Raw genomic sequence first — 17,561 nt, 5'->3', positions numbered from 1 at the left:
TCAATCCGGTATCGGTACGCCGAAGGATTCTCGCCATTTCCATGTTAAGGACTGAAAATGCGTACGATTGCGTTGGAAGAGCACTTCACTCATCCGGACATGTCGGTGTATAGCGCGAACACCGCTACTATCGCTGAGCCGCAGGTGTGGGAGGACGCGATGCGTCATCTGCTCGATCTCACGGAATTGCGCCTTCCCGCCATGGACGCCGCCGGCGTCGACATGCAGGTTCTGTCTCTGAACGCGCCTGGGATACAAGCTGAGAAGGACACGGCTGTGGCGATCAAGCGTGCGCAAGCGATGAACGATATGCTCGCCGAGACCATCGCGAAAAATCCCACACGATTCTCAGGCTTTGCTGCATTGCCGACGCAGGATCCGAAGGAAGCGGCGAAAGAGCTGGAGCGAGCGGTGACGGAACTCGGGCTGAGGGGTGGCGTCGTCAATGCGCACACGCACGGTCGATATCTGGACGACCCTTCATTCCGAGTCCTGTGGGAGCGGTTGGTCGATCTCGACGTGCCTCTCTATCTGCATCCGGCGAATGGGGTTGATGCACCACACGTGCTTTCGGGGCACCCTGAGTTGGTTGGGCCGATGTGGAGTTGGGGCAACGACACGGCGTCCCACGTCCTGCGCTGCGTCTTTGGGGGTGTCTTTGACGATTTCCCCGACGCGAAACTGATGGTTGGTCACATGGGTGAGGGCTTGCCCTTCACGCTATGGCGCCTGGATTCTCGTTGGTCATGGCACTTCCACCACGGCATCAAACTCAAGCGCGACAAGCCATCCGATTACATCCGGCAGAACCTATACATCACGACGAGCGGAGTTTGCGACAACGCGCCGCTGCAGTGTGCGCTGTCAGCGATGGGTGCCGACCACGTGTTGTTCTCAACCGACTATCCGTTCGAGGATTTGCCGACCGCGACGGCCTTCTTACGTGACGCACCAATTTGCGAGGTTACGCGCGAAAAGATTGCCCACGGAAACGCTGAGCGGTTGCTGAGGCTGTAGTCTTCGCGCCGTCATCAAGCTCATATCCAGAAGTCTCGTACCGCCAGAAGAGCGACGGGACTGCAAGTAGGCTGTCGCTAGTTTAGGAATTTTTTGCAGCATCCCAGCAGGCACAATTAGTACAACGAATTTCGATTTTTGGACGATTTTTTGCAGTCTTCCGGAGGAGACAAATATGAAGAAGATTCTCGCATTTTCGGCGCTGGCGTTCGCCGTCCAGGGTGTCTACGCTCAAAGCAGTGTCACGCTCTACGGCATTCTCGACGAAGGTCTGATGTTCGTGAACAACGTCGGGGGCCCGACCGGCGGCAAGCGGTTTTCGCTCGATTCGACCAACGGTATTAACGGTAGTCGTTGGGGCTTGACCGGGAAAGAGGATCTCGGCGGTGGGCTCCGAGCCATTTTTACGTTGGAAGGTGGCATCAACCTGAATAATGGTCAGATGGCCCAAGGCAATACCTTCTTCGGTCGTCAGGCGTTTGTCGGGCTGAGTCACGACTCATTCGGGAGCCTCACATTCGGTCGTCAGTACGACATGATCACGTATATGTTGCAGCCCTTCACCTCGCAAGGCTCGCAGGCCGGCTCGGCGCCGTTCCAGCACCCCGGTGACATCGACAATACGGGCAACTCGCTGCGCGTAAATAATGCGGTCAGATACATGAGCGGCAACTACGCTGGTTTCACCTTTGGCGGTGAATACAGCGTCGGTGGTCAGGCTGGTAATGTGACCGGAAATAGCGGTTACTCGGTCGGCGCTAACTATGCGATGGGGCCGTTGAGCCTGGGCGCAGCCTATGCGTATTTCAAGAATCCCACTTCCGCTACGGCTGGGTCGGGCTTTTTCACCGGCAACGCCAATGGCACGAACTTTTTGGCAAACTCGCTGAACCGCGGCTACGTTAGCGCATCGGCATGGCAAGTCGTTGGTGCGGGTGCCGGATACAAATTCGGTTCTTTGTCGCTGACTGGCGCGTGGACCAATATTCAGTACGCTGGACTGAGCGGAACGTTCAGTGACTCGATGGCCCGTTTCAACAACTACGACGTCACTGCACGATACATGGCGACGCCGACCCTAATCTTCGCGGCCTCCTATGACTATCTCAACGGCGCAGGCGTCGCCTTGGCCAATGGGCAGACTGTCGGCAATCAGCACTACAACCAGGTGGCGCTGATGGCTGACTATCTGCTCTCGAAGCGCACCGACGTCTATGTTGAAGGCACCTATCAGCGCGCCTCCGGAACTTCTTCCACGGGTGCTGCCGCCGTCGCAGACATCGGCAACCTCGGCGACTCCACGAACAACCACCAGTTCGTTGCTCGCGTAGCGCTGCGGCACAAGTTCTGATTGATCGATGACCAGCACCCGCGCGGTTTCTCAGGTGTTTGCGCCGCGCGGCGCGGCGTTTAGGTCGAAGATGCGTTTCACGTCCTGTACCACTCGCGCGGTCCCATCCAAGGTAGCGATAGCCTTATCTCGCAGGTGGAATCGGAGTCGCGCGAGACCGAGGCTTGATGGCCGGCCATTTCTGCTCGGACGGCGATGGTCAGGAAACTCAGTAAGGAAATTATGCGTCTGAGAGAGCATGACTTGCTGCGAATGATCGCTGCTTTACTCAGCGGGGCGGCGATTCGAATCTGCGACTCGCTGTTGCCTAGCATGGTGCAGATCTTCAAGGTCGCTCCGGGACATGCAGCGCTCACGGTCACGTTGTTCGCCGTTACATATAGCTTGATGCAACTTGTCTACGGCCCACTCGGCGACCGTTTTGGCAAACCCCAATTGGTTCGACTGGCGCTCTTTGGAGCGTCAGCGGGCGCAGCTGTGTCTGCTCTCGCTCCATCCTTTGACATTTTGCTTGCAGGGCGCTTCTTCTGGGGGTGCGCGGGCGCCGGTGTCGTCCCCCTTTGCATGGCTTGGATTGGCGACGAGATTCCGTACGCTGAAAGGCAGGGAGCATTGGCGCAGTTCCTAATTGGTACGCTCTCTGGCATGGCTCTCGGCACTTTACTTGGTGGCGCCCTGGTTGATACCGTCCTTGGATGGAGAGGTGCGTTCCTCGTGATGGCGTTGGCTTATCTCTTCACAGCCATGAGGCTCACCGTTGTACTAAAGCGTCCGGAGCACGTCGCCGTGTCCGTGGCGGCCGGTGCGGGGAGGAGCCGCGAAGGCCGTCGACAGGCCGTTGCCACCTCCGCACGAATGATCTTCGCCGTCTTTCAACTAACGTGGCCGAGAGTGGTGCTTCTGACGACCTTCCTGGAGGGTGTCTTTCTACTAGGCCCGCTCGCGCTCGTGCCTTCGTGGCTGCATGCACGCTTCGGTCTCTCACCAGCTACAGCAGCGTTGTGTGCGTCGCTTTATGCGGTGGGCGGCCTCGTATATGCGTTGGTCGCTCGTACCATTGTCGCGAGGATAGGCGAGCAAAAAATGATCGCATCAGGGACCATTCTGATTGGCCTCTCCCTTGCTGGCATCGGCGAGCTGCCGGCGGCGATCTGGTCCGTCCCAGCAACCTTTGCCCTAGGATTTGGCGCGTACCTTTTCCACAACACGCTGCAAGTTCATGCCACTCAGATGGCGCCAAACGTCCGAGGCACGGCGGTCTCACTTTTCACATTGAGCCTCTACTTAGGTCAAGCAGTCGGGGTGATGATAGCCGGATGGCTGATCGATCGAATCGGTCAAGGCTACCTCGGAGTCTTTTTCACTGGCGCCGCAGCGATTGTACTGGTTGGCGCATGCTTCCTGTTTCTCTTAGTCCGGCGAGGTTCACAACACGCCGTCGCCTAATCAATCTGTCTTTGAAGACACGCGTAGGAGATATTTATGGCGCACGAATCGGAACGGGGTCAGTATCTGGACGACAAAGAGGAAATTCGTCAGTTGCTCGCGATCTACTGTTTTTCTCTCGACAACTACGACATTGACTCATTGGGAGAGACCTTCACTGAGGATGGTGTGATGGATCAAGGCCCCGGCCGTGGCGGCCCTATCCAGGGCAGAGCAGCGATCGTAGCCGGGGTCAAGCAACGGCAAGCACGCTTTGAGCGAACCTGCCATCAACTCGGCCAATCGATGATTTCGATCAAAGGTGATTTAGGTGAGGGGGTCACGTACGTAACCGCGATCCACAAAGATTGGAATGGGCATGTTGCGACGGCGTACCTGAGATATCACGACTCTTTTAAGAAAGTCGACGGTCAATGGAGGATCCTTCGCCGATCCTCACAAGCCATGCTCGTTCAAGGGTTCGAGGAAGCTCAGTGGAATTGGGTCGTCCGAATCAAGCCTGAGGGGATCTGAGTCCAAACGCTAGATCGCGAACTGACGGCGGCCAATGCGGTTCGACTCGGCGATGCGAACAGCATATACACCACACCAATTTACGAGGCGTCTCTCAGGGCCGTGCATGCGCGGCGCTTTAGCCTTGGTCCATGTCCCCGCATGGACCAAGGCTTTTTTTACTCCTCCCGATCTTTGGGTTGTAGAAGGTAAATCAGGAGAATGCTCACGAGGACTGGCGCTGCGGCGAGACTGAATAACTCCTGCGGCGTCCATCGCATCTGCAGTAACTGAGCGGCGATTAGCGGACCCGCTATCGATCCAGCGCGACCAATGCCTAGGCACCAACTTACGCCAGTGGCACGCAGATCGGCGGGATAGGCGTTCGCGCTCATCGCATTGATCGCTGGTTGCCCACCAACGATCGCGAAGCCGGTGGCGCTCACACTCAAAAGTGCAAGGCCAATAGATCCTGCCGGGAGGTGGGCAAGACCAACAATAGACGCGACTGCGATTAAATAAATCGGCGCCAAAACGCGAAAAAAACCTTGACGGTCAATCAATGGTCCCATCGCGAAGGTGCCGATAATGCCACCGACTTGAAGGGAGGTCCCGATCAGCGTCGAGGAGACGGCGTCAAACCCCAGATCAATCGCGATTGTTGGCAGCCAGTTGGCCAGGAAGAATAGGTTTAGGAGATTTAGAAAATTCGTTGCCCACAGCAGCAAAGTCGTTCGAGCCAACCGAGCGCGTAGAAGATCTAGCGGCGAAACGGGCCCATTTCTGCTTCGTCGGAAAACATACGTCGTGCAAGCCGAAAGACGGAGATCGGGATCGATCTTTTCCATCAGCGCTCGAAGGCGCGAGTGTGTCGCGCTGCCTTTCATCACCAAGAATGAAGGAGACTCCTGCAGGTAAGCCAGCATCAGAAGGCTTAGGAGCAGAGGTAGCGCCCCTCCGAATATGAAAACGCCACGCCATCCCGCGATTGGTAAAAGAACCGATGCGACGACCCCTCCGAACGCGGCGCCCATTGTAAAGCCTGCCGATACCCACATCATCAACGACGTTCGTTTGTGTTTCGGAGTCAGCTCTCCTACTAAGGCGATCGCGTTGCCCATAATCCCGCCGAGTGACGCCCCGGTGAGGAATCGCAGGACGAGCAATTGAAACAGCGTCTGGGTTGCTGCGGAAGCCAACATGCAAATCGAAACCAGCAAGGTGCTGGCGATCAGCACGGGGCGCCTCCCGATCCTGTCGGCGAGCGGCCCAAGAGCGATGGAGCCCAACATCATTCCAATGAGGCTTGCTGCGAAGACAGGGCCTAGATCGGCACGAGAAGTAGACCATGTCTTGATGATTGACGGCGCCACAAAGCCCATCGACTGTACATCAAATCCATCAATCACGATCGAGAACGCGACGAGGAGAATCGTGGTGACCTGCGTTCTAGACATAGGCACGCGGTCTATGACAGCGGTTACGTCCAATGACGACGTAATTGGGGTTAGTAGTGCGTTAGGAGGCATTTGCGGCTGACATGAGAGGATCGCCTGTCGAGCAAAGTCATTCTTTAATGAATCGTGCTAAGTCGATGCAAGGTGCCGTGCCAGCCAGTGGCAATCGGTAGCGAGAATTGGTTCGTATCTGGCCGTATCGCCGAGGTCCGTGGCTGGGCGGGTTCATCGATTTCGGAGTACGAGCAGGTTACGAGACGTGGTCACCGACGGAAAGTCGTTCAGCGGAAAACACTTTTCCGGACAGCGGAAATCGATCGTTCAGGTCTGCCACGGTGAGCAACCGCCGCATATGGCGGATAGGGATTAGAGGACCCGACGCACACGCGCAGACTGATCGCCAATTGTCCGCGGCCTCCTAGTCCGCAGCCTCATGGCGTAACCATTCATCCACTGGAATCGGGATCGGAGAGAAGTTCGATCGTCACGATCGACGTATTGTCGATGGCGGTCACCGTGAGGGCGACTTCATCCGCGATGGCCACGCCGTAGCCGTGCGCTAGGTCGACATTCTCCGCGCGGATGCAGCCCATTGTTGGGACAAGGTACGCCATTGTTCGCCTGGAGAGAGGGTAGGCCGGCGACTGGCCTGCGCGTAATGTCGCGCCGAGGAGGCGCGCGTAGGCATCGATTTTCAATGCGCCTGCGCTGACGTCAGCCCCGTCGCCGCTTGCGAGCACGGCGAATCGCCCCTGCGATCGCTTCCGCGTTCTCGTTCGCCAACTTTCGGCACACTCATACGCGCCCTTGCATCGGCGGCGGGGGCCTACGCGCATTTCGGCTCGGTTGGACATAGCGTCAGCTCCATGCCCGCACCATGGTCGCAGGATTGTAACTCGTTGAAACGACAGTAAAAACGCTTCGTTAAAAAAAGCACGTCGTTCGCGTTTTTTTCTTCTGCATGGCACGATGCGACCATCTTCAACAAAGAGAACGTCGATGACTAAACTGAAGGCAATACAAGACAAGATCGCAAAGCTTCAGGCGCAGGCGGAAGCGATTGTGAGGAATGAGTCGGCCGCCTTGAAAAAAATTCTAGCCCTGATGGACAGGCACGGTCTGACAACCGACGATATTGCAGTGGGTTTTCGCAAACCAGCGGCGCGTCGTAAGTTGACGACCGTGAAGGCTCCTACGACTCTCCCGGCGGCGAAGTATCTGGATCCGAAAACTGGGGCGACGTGGACCGGCCGCGGTCGCCCGCCCGCGTGGATCGCCAATGCGAAGGATCGCAGTGAGTTTTTGGTTGAACGGGCAAAGGCTTCACCGGCAGCTGCCAAAAAGACGCCGAAATCCGGTAACAACGCGCACAGACCTCAAACACTACTGTATCGAGATCCGCAAAGCGGTTCGACGTGGAACGGCCGCGGACGCGTTCCGGCTTGGTTGGCGGCCGCCGCGGATCCGATTCGTTTTCTGATTGAAACAGAGCGGGCTTTTCCGGAAAAAGGAGAGCGAACGCCTGCGATGGAATGCGCTAAGAAAGCGAAACAGGCCGGACGGACGACGAAGGGCGAACAAGAAAACGACGGTGTCGTCCGCCGTCAAACGAACAGCGAAGAAATCCGAGATCGGAAAGAGGATTGCGAAAGAGGAAGCTGGTCGTTGACGAAGAATGCGGCGGCTCAAATGGTCAGCGTGCGGCAAGCGCCGAGGGAAAACGTTGTTGCGGAAAGAGCCTCAGTGGTTAATGCATCGGTGCAAGCCGCTGAGCAGGGTATTGCTAAAGAGCTAGCCGCCTGATGGTCCGCACGAAGCGCTCGTCGCATACGCGGCCCACGCAGTCCGGAATGCTCCGATGCCACTAGCCGAACCAATAGCGTGCGGTATGGCGGACTTGGTTGATAGCGGGAACCTACATCCGAGCGCTGTAGAGCGCCTCAGGTTCGCGCTCCGCAATGGTTTCGCTTTAACTAACAAAGCTTAATCGCACGCGTCTCGCGGTTGATCGAACGCGTTTGTTGACCTTTGCCACTTCCCGCGTTTCAAGTCGAATTGAAGATGTCCATATGCAGGCTTTGTTGAAACCTTCGCAAACGCTATCAAAGAGCAAGACGGAGCACGCTCGCCTTGACACACCGGCCGCCGCGAGCGTTTGTGAAACTACCATTATTCACCGCCTGAACGCATTCACTGAAGAGCGTGAGACTTGTATCGGAAGCGCAGATGGCACTGAGGAGGTGAGAGCGTTCGTGGAGAGCTTTGCGCAGAGCGAAGGGTACGAGCGCACTTGCGAGCTGCTCGATCTGGCTGCCATGTACAAGGACTATGACAGAGTCGACTACGAGGTTTACAGGGAGTTGATTGCAACACCGAGTGCGGCAAACGTCATTGAGACGGGTGCGCTGCAGCTGTTGTCGCCGTTTCCAGTTCCGGAGCACAATGCCGGCGATTTATTTGATTGATGATGCATTTCTTGGAGTTTCTTCGCGCTATGCAGATTTGTTTGACCCCGTACCGACGACCGGCACTGACACTAGGGAAACCGGCGGGTCCCAAAAAAGAGACTCATGGCAAAGCAAAACGGGGTGAGTGAATAGATGGCGAATACAACCTGGTACAGCGTCTTCGTGCTTCCTCGTGGAGTAGTTCGGCCTTCTCATGATCATCAGGGCCCTGCAGAGTGATCGGAACCATCTTCGCACCCCTTGGTAGGGTCGCGGCGGTCGTGATCGGGGCTGGTCTGCTCGGTCTGTGGCATTTGGCGTGGAGCGGCAAGTCATCGAAGTAGTCAGGTGTAAGGGCGGAACATTGTTCCTGCACTGCGAAAGCTATTTGCAGTGCGGCCGCGCACGCGCAGTTGCGTTTCAAGTCGGTCCAGAGGAATACGACTGTGAAGTGTCCGGACCAGGTTATTTGTGATCGCGCATGGCTTGCGACGTAGTCGTACGTGCTGCGCAGTTCCAACAACCAGACCCGGTTATCAAAGAGAGCGTAATTGACAAACCCTTCCCGATGATGAGGGTGACGCAGCGCTTTCGGCTTGCACGTCTCGTAAGTGCGAAGGGCAACCGTTCTGCGTATTGATGCGCTTTGCAGTGGCGTGCAAAGAGAGATTTGCCTGGCCGGTGACCGCCTTCGCAGGTTTTCGGGCTACATGAAGGGGCGCCGCCGTAAAGCAGGGGCCGGATTTCGCCGCCTTGGGGCGCGCTGCCGCTTATGGCTCGAATGCCTCCGCCACGCGTCGATATCTTCGCGCGCTGCGCTACTTACGGATCAGATGTCTCAACGCCCTGACCGATGCGGTCGGCTCCGGTCGACGCGTTTGTGCTCCTCAGTTAGTATGTTGAGTGTCACACCGCGCACTTCGTTGACTTGCTTCGGGCCAACCCAGCATGTGTTGCCACGGAGTAGTGAGCGATGCAGCGTACTTTCCGTAGCATTTACTCGATGGACACTCGCTTTTACGGCCTCGGGGCTTTAATAGGGCTTCGCACGGACCCACTACCGCGAAGTCAGGCGCACATGGTATGCACAGGGAACTAAAGGTCGGATCGTAACGCGAGGTGCTGCGCGCTTTTTTGGGCATCCAGGTTACGGCGTCGCAAGAGTCGCGCGACCTTGGTTCCAAGTCTTTCATACTCCAATCCCACCGCGGCATTCTCAAGGCAACGCACGACTTCGAGCGCAACCTCCCCACAGGTATAGCCATCGCGCCGGGCGAATATTAGCTCAATCGCGAGGCCCCTTTTTTGAAGTTCCGCGAAAATCCATTCCGAGGTCGCTGCCCTGCCTTTGGGGCGGGCCTGAGGCGGTAGAGCCATCAGCATCTCTGCGTTAGCTTCGTCCAATGCATGGCAAAACACAATCGCTTCGACTTCGCACAACACGTCCTCCCCAGTCTGCTCAGCATTCTGAACCGCAGAGCGCCAATTAGGAAAACGCTCCGAAATAGCCTGGACTACCCCGGTGAGATCGAAATCGCGCCAGAACCTTAGAAGCGGCTCATACGCGTACTCGAAGGCGAGTGAGAGATGGCCTGGATCCAGGTTGGCGTCTTTGAGTCCGCAGTCGACCAGGAATTTGACGACCATCCGAGCGACTTCGTTGCAGGTTGTTGATGAGACTTGCTGATTACGTTCTACGGCGCTCATGTTGTTGTGCCCGAGTTGTTGTAAATGTCCGGTGACTTCGTTGCGCGGTTTAGTATAGGAAGAGAGGTCCAAGATGACGCGACGAAAAAGGCATTAATTCTTCGATTGATTTGAGTTGCTTGAAACTCGGGCTAAACAGATGACATTTCGAGTGTTGCATACTCGGGAGGCTCGCCTTAGCCAGCGCCGATGTGGGGGGGAGAATCGGAGAAAATGGGCCGGAGGGGTCTGTGGGATCGCGCCCAACGTCAGTTAGAGAAAAAGCCCGCTCGCCGCAAACGGCTATTTAGCGATTAAAGCCGAGATCACTTCGTCGGCCTTAGCCGACATTTGACGCGGTGCGCTGCTAAGTCCGAAACGTGTCGAGTGGCAGACGTTGGCCGCCTCGAGTTACCGGGCCCATTCGACCCCTTCAACTGACTAAGGCCGAAGAGCTGATGAGATTCATCGAGCGGCTCGCATCTGCTTGAGGTTCGAGCGCAAGCCCGAAGGTTGATGGCACAGTCACAAACTCGTCTCAATCAGCCGGCAAACGCACGCAGCAGGCGCTCGGGTTTTCCTAGGCTTCTATCGTGTCGAAGCACTCGCCCTAGATAGAAAAGCCGCCAAACGGAAAATCGGCTGTCATCCATACGTTGCAGTTACGAAAAAGCAATGCTTCTCTGCTTAACCGAGACGCACGCGTATTCTGCGCCTACCAGCAGAGCCGGGGTCAGCTGATACTCGGAGTCGGTTTCGGCCTTGTAGAACTTGCCCTACCACCCGTATGGCAGCCGGGCTCAGGCCCGCGCACGCTTTACCACCGCCTCGCCGTTGAGCCAAGCGCTTTCGACTGACAGCGCCTCACATTCGCACGCAGCCGCGGCATGCGCTCCGTCTAATCACGCCCATTGCGCCTGATTAGCGCAACGTCTCCCAATTTGACACGCGCGAGCATCCGGTAGCCGTCGAACTTGATCTCGTACGACCAGTCACCGTCTGCGGGGTGGCGCTCGACCAGCGTTGCCAAATGAGGCTCGATCAGTTCAGACATATCGCCCGGCGGTGTGTCCGGCGCTCGCACCCGCGTCGCGCGCGAACCGCTCCAGCGCCCACTTCAGTCGTCCGCGTCCGGCGGCACGTCACCGCCGTCATCGTCCTTGCAATAAAGATTCGGCGGATGAAGCGCCTGGGTCGTGTCGCTCCCGGCCATCTGGCAGGCTGCATCGATGCACTCAAGTTCGAGATCCAAGCACATCTACCAGCGCGACGGCGGTTCATCGCCGCCTAGCAACGTCATTCCGTGGTGTATGACAAGCGCATATTGTGCAACCAGCAGGGCATCGACGAGCTGTGCTTCGCGTTTGGCTTGTTCCAAGAATGTGGTCGCTTTCATAACGCCGCCTCCCGGACCCGGTTTCGCAAGCGTTGCGCCCGCGGAGCGCCCGCGATTGGCCAGCCATTGCCCCTGTCAGACGGGTGGAGCTCACTTACGGTTGAGCGAACTCCGGGTCGATGCTAGCAAGACGTCCTATAGTTCACCTTACAGGGGCAACAAACAGGTTACGAGCGCTGTGCCTCAGACGTCGCATTACGCTGGAACCGCAACCCTATCCAGCGCTGGATCTGCTCTCACGTTCCGGAACGCGGCGATAGCCTCTTCCATTTCTTTCGCAGATTCGCGGACGTAGAACAATATCCGGCTAACAGCCTCAGATTTCTCATCGATCGATAGTCTCCTAATCCTTTCTGTATCCATCTCCAGGTCGTTGGTAAGTGTCAGCAACAGCGAGCTGAGTTTCACAGCTGCCTGAACCGTGTCAAAAGCGCCCAGTTCCTCCCAGGCAAGATGAATGTACGGGCGAAGGCTCTCCGGATTTTTGTGACCAGTTATTTCGGCGACTTTCGCCAGTATAGTAGAGTAGTTGCTATCATTTAAAGCGTGCATTGCCATGTCCAAGCGGTCACTGCAGAACTCTTTCAGATGGATAGCTACTAAACATGTGATCGTGCGATGCCTAAACATGCTCAAGCAGGTGCGGGTTGGTATTGCCGCATATTTGCAAAGCCTAGAAAATCCTCTTGTGAGAGTTTCTTTAGTCAACGGATTCCCATGCTCGTTAAGGAACAAGAAATCGTTGGGATTCGGGTACTTACCAGCAGCACGAAGACGCCTGAGCAAGGCAGCCCTATACTTGCTCACATAGACGCCTAGCTTGATAATGACGGTCATTGTAACGGGTATCTGCCGATTCGCGCCCGCTTCACGTTTTCTAGTATCGAGTTCTAGCTTTTTTTCGCATTGCATCAATCGCAGGTTCGCTTCCAAACGCATTGCAGTCAGTTCGGCGGGGCGACAGCCTACCGCCATACAAACAGTCAAAATGGCATCCCAAGTCGCTCGCTGATAGTCCAGATATTCATCGAGTTCGCTTCGATTTGAGAACCGAGCGATGAATCTCGGGTGTCGAAGCGCGGCATCACTCCTTTGCTTCACGGCGTCGAAGATGGTAGTTATGCTCTCGTTTGGCATTGGAGTCTTTTCCCGTCGGATCGACGGGGGAGGATTCCCTCCGAAGTGACGAGAGCCATGAACAACTCCTCGGCTATCTTTTTTCTTCGATACTGAGAGCCAGATTTGATGCCGATTCGACCTTACGTCTACAATTTTGCGGTGAGGTAGAAGATACGCCTGCATCCAGGTAAAGAACCGCATGCACGAGTCAGAAATCTCGATAATCTGGTTCGCTTCTCGAGCGCGCTGACCGCTGGCCAGTTTTTCTTCCTGAAGGGCTTGAATGAATCTAGTGAAATGGTGTGACCAAAGGTCCCAAAAGTTTAACCTTGTTTTAAAACAAAAGCGAACCAAATGCGACAGCTTAACCGCCTCTTGGCGTACCGATCCACCGTTAGCGTCTAGTTTCAATTTACTCTGCACAAGGTGAAGAAGGTATAGCTCCATCTCGACACAAGGGGCTCCATTAGGCCACGCCATGAAGACGAATGACGCGTGACATTGTGTTGTCGATGCTTCGAGCTCCTGTGATAGGACATCCAGAACCGGCTCCCCAACCAAGCTAACATCGCGCAGCACTGTAAAGAGTTGACGATCTCTAGCCGGCCCACTGCCTGAAGCGCTCTCAGTGCTAGGTATTTTCATGAGTCGCCTCCACATCCGCGAACAATCCGATGTCAAACATAACCTCGTGATTCCGCAAGCGTGCGTCGAGTTGTGCATCCAAGGTTCGATAGGCTCGAAGAATGTCGATGATGTCGCTATAGGCTTGTAGCAAGACAACTCGACTGCGGAGCAATTTCTGAATACGTGACTGTGACGCCTCGAGTTCCTCACTGACCTTGGCCAGTCGAAACCCGAAGCCGCGTCTTGTTTTTTTTGCGGCATGAGTACACGTAAGACTAGCTACGTACAGTTTCTTACGAATGTCGTTCAACGCTTCCCATCCTCCGGGTTCGACCACTTTGTCGGCTGCCCCCTTCAGGGTATTGAGCGACAGGGCGTTTATTTTCTTTTCGCTCCAACAATACTTCGATAGCGCGACTTGTGTGACGCAGGCGTTCAATAGCGAACGCGGTGCTGCGGTGGGCTTTTCGATTGCGGCGCACATTTGTATCCATAGATTCCTAGTGCTATCTACCGAAGTACTTGAAGGTTCGTGCGTTTTCATATGAGCTCCGTGACTAGATCAAGTTTCAGAAGTATGAATAGACAACGCAATCCTGTGACTGCCGCTCGGTGTAGTAATCGTGACGACGTCGATTCGATAAAGTCCAGTCAAAATGCAGTGTTCGAGCCAATGCTTAAGTTCTGCGTCGCTGACCTCGCTTATCTCGCGCACGCTGAAATGTCTACAGACATTTCGGTACAGTGCCTCGATGTCCCGCCGGCCTGCACTGCGCTTCATAGACACGCTGAAATTGTGCAAGACTTCAGCAAGATAGTCGGCTTCGAGTTCCGAAATCACCTCGCCTGGAGTGTTCGACTTGATATATGCTAAAACGTGTGCTGCATTAGTGTGCCCGGCCAGCCATCTCGCCGTATCTAACGCCGCGTACTTGAAATACCAAACGAATGTCAGCAAGAAGGACTTCCTATTCTCGTGTACTCTCACGTACCATCGCCGTCCATGTCCGTCGGGAGGAAGTCCTACATGGTCACAGAATGAATCGAGCGCATAGGCGAGTGATGACGCATTCCGTCTATTGAGCCTTGTGCGTTCGATTTCTTTGAAAACGGGAAGGTTAAAGAGAAACTCGGGCCCTTTCGGTTGTTTAGATTCCCGGACTGTTGAAACCGAATCTTCTCCGAGCTTTCGCAATAGCCGGACTGCTTCCGCCACGCAACGTGGAACCGGCAGGTCTTGTTCAGCATGCTGGTCGCTTCGTACCGCTTTACCACGCCTCCTGCGAATCCAGAATCCGTCGCCGTCTTTGAAACTAAGGCATTCTTTTTTCAAAGTGACAAGTTCTGCGATTCTGATCGGCAGAACACCGGAGATCAAATGCACGCAAGCGCCTAGAAACACGGTCATAGCTGAGGTAAGAGAGAACTTCCTACGGTCTTCGCCCGTGGCCCCCCATCCGGTGATTCCGGCTCTGGCAAGCTTTTCTGGTAGATTCTTGCGCGTCCAGGTTTCGCGGTAGCGATAACGAGTGTCGGCACAATCTGTTGAATTAAGAAAATCCTTGCTAAAGAAGTGTCTGCTAGCTTTAAGATAGAAATCGACTAGAGTCTGACCATAATCCATCACCCACCGTAACGCCTCGTCGAGATAGTTCATCGCAATCTCGATCGGAATCCACGGGGTCGGCGTGACGAGAGGCGTGTCTTTCAAGTGACAACGAAGAGGTGAGACGGGTAGTCCTGCTGCAATTGGTTTTAGGCTAAACGCATCCTCTTGACTAGATAGCGTGTCAAGCGCTTCGATCGTTTGTATGATCTGTCCAAGCTGCGCTCTAGACGGTCTCGACTTCAAAACTTCCTCGAGCAGCTGTGTGCGATGGGAGGGGTACTCAGTGTCTAGTGGAGTCGTTTCCACGATCAGATTTCCGAACCGAACAATGTATTCTGGTTCGAACTGACGAAAGAACGCGTTCGCGCGGGTTGTGGCCAGTTTCTGTAAGGGAACTCGGAGAAGTTCGGCAATCTTGCCCCGGTCGAGGTGCTTCAGTTGGGCATTCGGTCCGCTCCCGCCGGTGACTGAATAGAAGCTGAGGTGTTCGAGTGCTTTGCAAACCGTGTTCTTCACCTCTGTCGGGAGTTTATAGATTGATGGTTTACACTTGAGTTGTTTCCATTCTGAGAATGCAGCCGGGCTGACGAGCTGAAGGAATCTCGCTGGATAGTCGCACGCGTGGAAAATGCCCCCGGACGCGAATTTGCTGATGAATTCGTGCAACGCTTTAAGGTCGACCCTTGCGAACCCTTCCGATGCCGGCGAGAAACGTTTCACCTGGGAATACATCCAGTGTGCCAAGCTCTTCAAGATCTGGATGTAGATGGCGTGGGAATTACTAGATTCTATAATCAGCACTCGTTCCCTGATTAGAAACGCCGCCTTCTGCAAGTACTGGCGAAAATCGCGATTGCACTCATCGGTCAATCTGGTGCCATTAGGAAGAAGATCGTCCCAATTGATCTTCAGGACGTTGTTCCATTTTCCTCCGATAAGAGCCGAGTCCTGAAGGCGAAGTGCCCAGGAGTCTGCATGAATGGGGCCTAATAGCCATTGAGCCTTCCAGTCGGTTTCAGGCTGTGCGATCTGAACATCCTGAGCTTCTCTTAGCAGTTCTTGAATTATCCTCTCCTCATGTGCTTGACGATCTCGAGCGGCGGGGTTCGACATGATTTCATGCCTCGGCCCTTAATGATGCGAAGCTTGCATCGCACATTTTGTTGATAAGAGTCGGGGCGATAAGTTGTGCGGCATCGTGAGCGTCACGAAAAGTCCTGTCCGGATGTTCTGGGAGACGTATCGTTAGAAGGTCAGCGAGGTCCACCATCGCCTGAGGAGAAAGGTGTTGCTGTCCCTGCGCGGCGTGTTCGACTCGGTGTTCGGTGAATCCTCTCTCGTAAGTTAGGTCTCGAAAAGCGTAAAGCACAGAGAGAGTCGGTGCGCTGATACCTATCACCAAACTGCTTGGGCCGTTTGCATTTGACCGAGGCGGAGTGTCGTCGAAATGCTCTGGGGCACGAAAGCGCTCATGCAGCATCGACGCAAGTTTGCTGCTTGATGGGTTGTGCTCATCTAGCATATCGTCAACAAATTTCTTAAGCTCCGTTTCGGACGCGAAGTCTGTTGATGCAGCGCAATAATCCTCGTGCGCGCTCGCAGTGATTAGTAGCAGATTTTGGAAACGTCTGGCTAGGCGGACGTTCCACGCTCTTAGAAGGGCGGCGGGTATGTAGTGCTTTATCGTTACGTTCGTTGTGTTTCCGATCTTAGTAGCAGCCTTCAGCACTGACCCCGTTCGGAACCATTCGAGGACAGCAATAGTCTTTCTTATTTTCGCAGGGATTACGTTTGAAGGCGGAATTCCGGCGGCTGTCGCATTCGGCAGGATATGCTTTACATCTCGGGTGTCCCGTCGGCCGAAGCTATACAAGTTACGGTAAGGCACTCCTCGTGGCCCCATGTAGTCGAGCCCGAAGAACAACCGATTCTTTAGAGGGTCATCTGGAGCCATGGCACGCCTCGCATCGCTTGTGACAGCTAGGACAGTATTTATTGCTAGAATGCTGTCGGCGTCTAACGTACTTTTTTTCTCTGCCTTCGCGCGTTCCTTATTTACCGTGAAGGCTTGTCCGTCCGTAACAAGTGTGAACGTTGAGTCACCGTGCTTGTCGGTTATGACAGAATCGTACAATGACAGGGCAGTAAAAACCGGATTCCTCAACAATAGTAGAAGATTCAGCATACAGAGGTCCGTTGCGTCTAGAAAACATCCGGCCATCCATCGAAACCTACGCGTTTGGCTGACGAAGCTCGCGTGCGGTGGTTGCGGAGCGTTTTCGGGAAACGTTACGATCTGCCAAGTAGGCAGCCAATCCGATTGCGAAAATGTGTGCTTATTTTTGGGGTGTGGGGTCGCCCGCAAGAAAAAGCGTAGGATTCTTGCTAAAGACATTTCGCTCCCGCCAGGAGGCACTCCGCACTCAAGACACGCTCGCATTTGGTGGTATGGTGACTTGTTCTGCGCGGTATAAGTCGCTTGCATCTCGTCTGCATCTTTTTCGGAGAACTTCTGAAGGAGTCGCGCTCCGTAAGCGACGTGCTCAGCCATAGACTTGACGTACGCGACGCAGTCGGAATCCAGAGCGGCGCGGGCGTCAATGAGTCTGTCCCGATACGTCTCCAGGTATTCTGCATTGGTCATACTAACGTCTAAGTTCAGCAGCAACTGAGAAAATGACAGCACCTCGTCGCCGGAATCGGCTTTGTGGGTTTCCCCATCGACCAACGTGTCGTGCCTGTATCCGAATCGGCCTGTGAGCCTAATCGGTTTTAGTGGAAGAATATTCACGGCGGACGGAATCAGGCCGGCTTCGTCGCGCAGGAATTGGAGAATGGGGCGAATGCCTTGTTGCCAGTCGTTTATCCGAGTCTCTAAAGAGTATTTTGGCCGCTTAACGGTCAGGTGTTGCAC

Annotated in this window: 15 protein-coding genes; 6 read left to right on the top strand and 9 right to left on the bottom strand. The window is 55.1% G+C overall.

Annotated features, from left to right (window positions below; all coding sequences use genetic code 11):
* The first annotated feature begins 57 nt into the window (after positions 1 to 57).
* The 4 genes from U4Y90_RS21395 (at position 58) to U4Y90_RS21380 (ending at position 4,327) form a co-directional block, all read left to right on the top strand.
* Complete coding sequence (locus U4Y90_RS21395) at positions 58 to 1,017, top strand: amidohydrolase family protein (RefSeq protein ID WP_321797489.1); 960 nt, start codon at positions 58 to 60, stop codon at positions 1,015 to 1,017.
* Positions 1,018 to 1,192: 175 nt separating this feature from the next.
* Complete coding sequence (locus tag U4Y90_RS21390) at positions 1,193 to 2,368, top strand: porin (protein WP_321797487.1); 1,176 nt, start codon at positions 1,193 to 1,195, stop codon at positions 2,366 to 2,368.
* A gap of 195 nt (positions 2,369 to 2,563) precedes the next feature.
* A complete protein-coding gene (locus U4Y90_RS21385; protein WP_321797485.1) occupies positions 2,564 to 3,814 on the top strand; it encodes an MFS transporter in 1,251 nt (416 codons plus the stop codon).
* Between the two features lie 36 nt (positions 3,815 to 3,850).
* A complete protein-coding gene (locus U4Y90_RS21380) occupies positions 3,851 to 4,327 on the top strand; it encodes a nuclear transport factor 2 family protein (protein WP_321797483.1) in 477 nt (158 codons plus the stop codon).
* A gap of 158 nt (positions 4,328 to 4,485) precedes the next feature.
* Here the strand turns inward: U4Y90_RS21380 and U4Y90_RS21375 are convergent, their stop codons facing one another.
* The gene (locus U4Y90_RS21375) at positions 4,486 to 5,763 is read right to left on the bottom strand and encodes an MFS transporter (RefSeq protein ID WP_321797482.1); all 1,278 of its coding nucleotides are present in this window, start codon (positions 5,761 to 5,763) and stop codon (positions 4,486 to 4,488) included.
* Positions 5,764 to 6,209: 446 nt separating this feature from the next.
* Positions 6,210 to 6,599, bottom strand: a complete 390-nt coding sequence (locus U4Y90_RS21370) for a hypothetical protein (RefSeq protein WP_321797616.1) — start codon at positions 6,597 to 6,599, stop codon at positions 6,210 to 6,212.
* Between the two features lie 163 nt (positions 6,600 to 6,762).
* On the opposite strand from U4Y90_RS21370, the gene U4Y90_RS21365 reads away from it, so the two are divergent.
* Together U4Y90_RS21365 and U4Y90_RS21360 are read left to right on the top strand one after the other, a co-directional pair.
* Positions 6,763 to 7,566 (top strand): H-NS family nucleoid-associated regulatory protein, encoded by an 804-nt coding sequence (locus U4Y90_RS21365; protein WP_321797480.1) that lies wholly within the window; start codon positions 6,763 to 6,765, stop codon positions 7,564 to 7,566.
* A 218-nt stretch (positions 7,567 to 7,784) separates the two neighbouring features.
* The gene (locus U4Y90_RS21360) at positions 7,785 to 8,228 is read left to right on the top strand and encodes a hypothetical protein (RefSeq protein WP_321797479.1); all 444 of its coding nucleotides are present in this window, start codon (positions 7,785 to 7,787) and stop codon (positions 8,226 to 8,228) included.
* A 1,077-nt stretch (positions 8,229 to 9,305) separates the two neighbouring features.
* Here U4Y90_RS21360 and U4Y90_RS21355 read toward each other — a convergent pair.
* The 7 genes from U4Y90_RS21355 to U4Y90_RS21325 form a co-directional block, all read right to left on the bottom strand.
* Positions 9,306 to 9,989, bottom strand: coding sequence for a hypothetical protein (locus U4Y90_RS21355; RefSeq protein ID WP_321797478.1), 684 nt, complete (start codon positions 9,987 to 9,989; stop codon positions 9,306 to 9,308).
* Between the two features lie 1,024 nt (positions 9,990 to 11,013).
* Positions 11,014 to 11,148: a hypothetical protein gene (locus tag U4Y90_RS21350; RefSeq protein WP_321797477.1), complete on the bottom strand. Its 135-nt coding sequence runs from the start codon at positions 11,146 to 11,148 to the stop codon at positions 11,014 to 11,016.
* A gap of 6 nt (positions 11,149 to 11,154) precedes the next feature.
* Positions 11,155 to 11,292, bottom strand: coding sequence for a hypothetical protein (locus U4Y90_RS21345; RefSeq protein ID WP_321797475.1), 138 nt, complete (start codon positions 11,290 to 11,292; stop codon positions 11,155 to 11,157).
* A gap of 195 nt (positions 11,293 to 11,487) precedes the next feature.
* Complete coding sequence (locus U4Y90_RS21340; RefSeq protein ID WP_321797473.1) at positions 11,488 to 13,056, bottom strand: tyrosine-type recombinase/integrase; 1,569 nt, start codon at positions 13,054 to 13,056, stop codon at positions 11,488 to 11,490.
* Positions 13,043 to 13,582, bottom strand: coding sequence for a hypothetical protein (locus tag U4Y90_RS21335; protein ID WP_321797472.1), 540 nt, complete (start codon positions 13,580 to 13,582; stop codon positions 13,043 to 13,045). The genes U4Y90_RS21340 and U4Y90_RS21335 overlap by 14 nt, the downstream gene beginning before the upstream one ends.
* A gap of 18 nt (positions 13,583 to 13,600) precedes the next feature.
* Positions 13,601 to 15,760 (bottom strand): hypothetical protein, encoded by a 2,160-nt coding sequence (locus U4Y90_RS21330; RefSeq protein ID WP_321797471.1) that lies wholly within the window; start codon positions 15,758 to 15,760, stop codon positions 13,601 to 13,603.
* A 4-nt stretch (positions 15,761 to 15,764) separates the two neighbouring features.
* Positions 15,765 to 16,832: a hypothetical protein gene (locus U4Y90_RS21325; RefSeq protein WP_321797470.1), complete on the bottom strand. Its 1,068-nt coding sequence runs from the start codon at positions 16,830 to 16,832 to the stop codon at positions 15,765 to 15,767.
* Between the last annotated feature and the right edge of the window lie 729 nt (positions 16,833 to 17,561).

It is taken from the genome of Caballeronia sp. J97 (assembly GCF_905220305.1).
Classification (GTDB): domain Bacteria; phylum Pseudomonadota; class Gammaproteobacteria; order Burkholderiales; family Burkholderiaceae; genus Caballeronia.
This window is presented reverse-complemented; position numbering and strand designations above follow the sequence as displayed.